This is a genomic window from Phenylobacterium sp. (genome assembly GCF_036723115.1).
Taxonomy (GTDB): domain Bacteria; phylum Pseudomonadota; class Alphaproteobacteria; order Caulobacterales; family Caulobacteraceae; genus Phenylobacterium.
The window spans coordinates 1-4,063 of sequence record NZ_DAIMHV010000197.1; the positions used below are offsets into that span (position 1 = coordinate 1).

The window sequence follows — 4,063 nt, forward strand, 5'->3', positions numbered from 1 at the left end:
CCCAGCCCCTGCCCACCCTGGTCAATTTCGCCGAGCAGCAGGCCAAGCTGGCCGCGGCCCTGCTGACCGGCGCCTATGCCCCGCCCTCGCCGGCCGAGATGGAAGCCGTCATCGCCAAGGACGAGGCCCTGCACATGGGCCACTTCTACAAGAGCCAGCGCCACACCATCCAGGTGGACTTCGGGATCTATGTGCACGACCTGATGAAGGAGATCGCCCGCGGTCAGGCCCGCGCCCGCAAGGCCGCCGCCTGACCGGGCAGCCGGCGAGTCAGGCCGGCTCAACCTCGCGGCGCAGGCGGCGCAGGGCAACGGCCACCTTCATGGAGGCCTCGCTGAACGGGGCGCCCATGCCCAGCAGCCGCTCGGCCAAAGCATCATCCTTGCGGTTGATGGCCTCGGCCACCTGGCCGGCGCAGCTGTGGAACTCCCGATGGGCCTCCACACATTGCAGGAAGCTGGCTTTGCTCCCGAGGGTCTGGCGCGCCTCGCCATGGAGCCAGCGCCCCAGATCGCAGTGGCGGTCTGAACAGATGGCCTGGGCGTCCAGAGTGTCGTGGTTGGACAGGGCCACCCGCAGCTTCACCTTCCAGTCCGCATGGGCGGCCGTCGCCTTATCAAAATCCATCACCAATCCCCGTGTTCTTCGGTTGTCTTGACGGCGAACGGATGGGCCCCGAGGGGTGAACGCGGCGCTAAGGTGAAGCTTTGTCACCGAAGCGTGTTGCTCGGAATGAGTAGGCGGGTCGCCGGTGCGGAGAACCGCGTCCCCCTCTTCAAGCGGATGATGAAGCCGGGGATCGACAATCTGTTCGTCGTGGGCGCGGGCCCAGCCCCTGCCCACCCTGGTCAATTTCGCCGAGCAGCAGGCCAAGCTGGCCGCCGTCGTGTGCATGTTGCCGGAAGTCTCTAAGCGCTGCGCCAAGGGCCTCTAGGTGGCTCCCGCCGTCTGACATTGGGTCAAGCCCCCATTGCCCCGTCGCCCCAGACATCAACGCCTCTCCTAAGGTGTGTCGCGCTTGATCTTCGCTGGGGCTGGCGGGGGTGGGGTTTCGTAGTGCTCAAGCACCTTCAGGAGGTCACCGCGCCGGACCATCGGATTCACTGGCTTTGGCCGTTCGCGGCCGAACGCGGCCTCAATAGCTGTGTCTGTTAGCTCTTCATATTTGACTGTCTCTGGACTCAAGCCCGCTTCGCGACTCGCCCACAATTCGCATATGCCTTCGTCTGCAGCAGCACCCACCAGAGCTTTAGCGTGTTCGACGATGCTGCCAAAGGGCCGGTAATCTTTCAGTATATCCCTCAGAGACGGACTCGCGTTATCATATAGCCAACGAGCAGCATCTTCCAGTGGAAGGAAATCTGGATTTTCTTCACGCCAAATATTGATTGCATCGTGCAAAGGCATAGGCCCCGTGGTTGTGCCTTCCTGCGCACGTCCACCAACGACGTAGCTCCTGTAAGCCTGCGGGCGATCGAAGCGCCCGTAGGAAGTATGCGACGGGCTCGTCTGCGCATTTCTTGGCCGATAGAGCCTCAACGCTGTGATGATTGGCCAGAATGCCCAAATTAGAACCGCCATGGCCGCCGCAAAGCAGGCGTATCGGAACGGCTTCGCTAAGGCTCCCACAGAAATCCAAGCCGGGGCCTCGTAACCCGTGCCGGCGAGAAGAAAGTTGATTGTGTCACGCAGCGCCCCAATGGCCGCTTCAGGACCGCCCATACCGACGAGCGCCAGCACTACGGCCGCAACAGAGCCACCGCCTTTCCGGAGTCTATTGATGGTGACCTGCATCGCCGCATCATGACCGTGAATTTCGGCCAGCAGCAACGCTTGGTTGGATCGCATCGAATGACACCACGCGGCCAACTATTGGCTCGGGCAGCCGATATCTTGGTGGGAGCCTGTTAAGGTCGTGCAGCCAGGGCTCGGCGGCTGGTCCTGAACGAGCGCGACCCATCGGCCGCCTCTATCCTCACCCCAAATAAAATCGATTTCGGCGATGCAGCATCAGGTGGTAGGTAGGGGGCGTTTCCTCCCCCTACCCATAACCAAACGCCAGGAGAGCGCGGATGCCCGCCAATGTGAACTCGACGATCCTTCCCTTCACCGCCCAGGCCTATAAGGCCGGCAAGTTCGTGACCGTCAGCGACGCCGACGTGAAGGGCAAGTGGTCGGTGTTCTTCTTCTATCCGGCCGACTTCACCTTCGTCTGCCCGACCGAGCTGGAGGACCTGGCCGACAACTACGCCCAGTTCCAGAAGCTGGGCGTGGAGATCTATTCCGTCTCGACCGACACCCACTTCTCGCACAAGGCCTGGCACGACTCCTCGCCGGCCATCGGCAAGATCGAATACACCATGATCGGCGACCCCTCGGGCGAGATCACCAACAACTTCGGCGTGATGCGCGCCGGCCAGGGCCTGGCCGACCGCGGCACCTTCCTGGTGGACCCCGAAGGCGTGATCCAGTTCATGGAAGTCACTGCCGAGGGCATCGGCCGTAACGCCATGGAGCTGCTGCGCAAGATCCGCGCCGCCCAGTACGTGGCCGCCCACCCGGGCGAAGTCTGCCCGGCCAAGTGGGAAGAAGGCGAAAAGACCCTGGCGCCTTCGCTGGACCTCGTCGGCAAGATCTAAGCCGGATCTCAGTCCTCGAAGACTGACGGAAGACGGGGCGCCGCCGCCCGTCCAGGGCTCAGGCCCTGGGCGACGGGGCGCCCCCGACCCCCGGCCGCCGCTTCCGGCGGAACAGCCGGCGTGGGTCGGACGTATCCTTCCCCTGACGGCCGTCGCCTCCCAAGACCCCGGGCGGCCGGCTCTTTTTAAAGACCTGAACTCTCCTCCCCGCCGTCGTCGCTGGGGCCCCCTAGCCGCCGCGCGCGTGAACACCGGAAACCGAGCCATGTTGGACGCCAATCTGAAGAGCCAGCTGCAGGGCTATCTGCAGAACGTCTCCCAGCCGGTGGAGCTGATCGCCTCGCTGGACGGCGGCGCCAAGAGCGCCGAGATGCAGGACCTGCTGGAGGACATCGCCTCGGTCTCCGGCGGCAAGGTCGCCGTGCGCCTGGACGGCGCGGACGCCCGCAAGCCGTCCTTCGAGATCCGCCGCGCGGGCACGGACATCGCCGTCACCTTCGCCGGCCTGCCCATGGGCCATGAGTTCACCTCGCTGGTCCTGGCCCTGCTGCAGGTGGGCGGCCATCCGCCCCGGGTGGAGGCCGAGATCGCCGAGCAGGTGAAGGCGCTGGAGGGCGACTTCGTGTTCGAGACCTATTTCTCGCTCTCCTGCCAGAACTGCCCCGACATCGTTCAGGCGCTGAACGCCATGAGCGTGCTGAACCCGCGCATCCGCCACACCGCCATCGACGGCGCGCTGTTCCAGGACGAAGTCGCCGCCCGCCAGATCATGGCCGTGCCCACCATCTTCCTGAACGGCGAGGTCTGGGGTCAGGGCCGCATGGGCCTGGAAGAGATCCTGGCCAAGCTGGACACCGGGGCGGCCGCCCGCGATGCGGCCAAGATCGCGGCCAAGGCGCCCTTCGACGTGCTGGTGGTGGGCGGCGGGCCTGCGGGCGCGGCCGCGGCCATCTATGCGGCGCGCAAGGGCATCCGCACCGGCGTGGTGGCCGAGCGCTTCGGCGGCCAGGTGCTGGACACCCTGGGCATCGAGAACCTGACCGGCACCCCGCACACCGAAGGCCCCAAGCTGGCCGCCGACATGGAGCGCCACGTGCGCGACTATGAGGTGGACATCATGAACCTGCAGCGGGCGGCCAAGCTGATCCCCGCCGACAAGACCGGCGGTCTGATCCAGTTGCAGCTGGAGAACGGGGCGACCCTGTCCTCGCGCACCATCATCCTGGCCACCGGCGCCCGCTGGCGGCAGATGAACGTGCCGGGCGAGGACACCTATCGCAACAAGGGCGTGGCCTATTGCCCCCACTGCGACGGCCCGCTCTTCAAGGGCAAGCGCGTGGCGGTGATCGGCGGCGGCAATTCCGGCGTGGAGGCGGCCATCGACCTGGCGGGCATCGTGGCCCACGTGACCCTGATCGAATACG

At 65.4% G+C, this 4,063-nt stretch carries 4 protein-coding genes and 2 pseudogenes; 4 read left to right on the top strand and 2 right to left on the bottom strand.

Annotated elements, in window-relative coordinates; all coding sequences use genetic code 11:
• A pseudogene (locus tag V7D28_RS14210) lies at positions 1-254 on the top strand (NAD(P)/FAD-dependent oxidoreductase); the annotation flags it as partial.
• A 16-nt stretch (positions 255-270) separates the two neighbouring features.
• On the opposite strand, the gene V7D28_RS14215 reads toward V7D28_RS14210, so the two are convergent.
• Complete coding sequence (locus V7D28_RS14215; protein ID WP_333588040.1) at positions 271-627, bottom strand: CZB domain-containing protein; 357 nt, start codon at positions 625-627, stop codon at positions 271-273.
• Between the two features lie 126 nt (positions 628-753).
• Here V7D28_RS14215 and V7D28_RS14220 point away from each other — a divergent pair.
• Positions 754-883, top strand: a pseudogene (locus V7D28_RS14220) (hypothetical protein); the annotation flags it as partial.
• Positions 884-1,002: 119 nt separating this feature from the next.
• Here V7D28_RS14220 and V7D28_RS14225 read toward each other — a convergent pair.
• On the bottom strand, positions 1,003-1,830 hold the full coding sequence (locus tag V7D28_RS14225; RefSeq protein ID WP_333588041.1) for a hypothetical protein: 828 nt from the start codon (positions 1,828-1,830) through the stop codon (positions 1,003-1,005).
• Positions 1,831-2,072: 242 nt separating this feature from the next.
• Here V7D28_RS14225 and ahpC point away from each other — a divergent pair, with 242 nt between their 5' ends.
• The gene (gene ahpC, locus V7D28_RS14230) at positions 2,073-2,639 is read left to right on the top strand and encodes an alkyl hydroperoxide reductase subunit C (protein ID WP_333588042.1); all 567 of its coding nucleotides are present in this window, start codon (positions 2,073-2,075) and stop codon (positions 2,637-2,639) included.
• 265 nt (positions 2,640-2,904) lie between these two features.
• A partial coding sequence (ahpF, locus tag V7D28_RS14235) for an alkyl hydroperoxide reductase subunit F (RefSeq protein ID WP_333588043.1) occupies positions 2,905-4,063 on the top strand: 1,159 nt, incomplete at its 3' end.

Bases quoted from the DNA above. Each gene is read 5' to 3' on its own strand.
- V7D28_RS14215 (WP_333588040.1), bottom strand. From the start codon at position 627: ATGGATTTTGATAAGGCGACGGCCGCCCATGCGGACTGGAAGGTGAAG.
- ahpC (WP_333588042.1), top strand. From the start codon at position 2,073: ATGCCCGCCAATGTGAACTCGACGATCCTTCCCTTCACCGCCCAGGCC.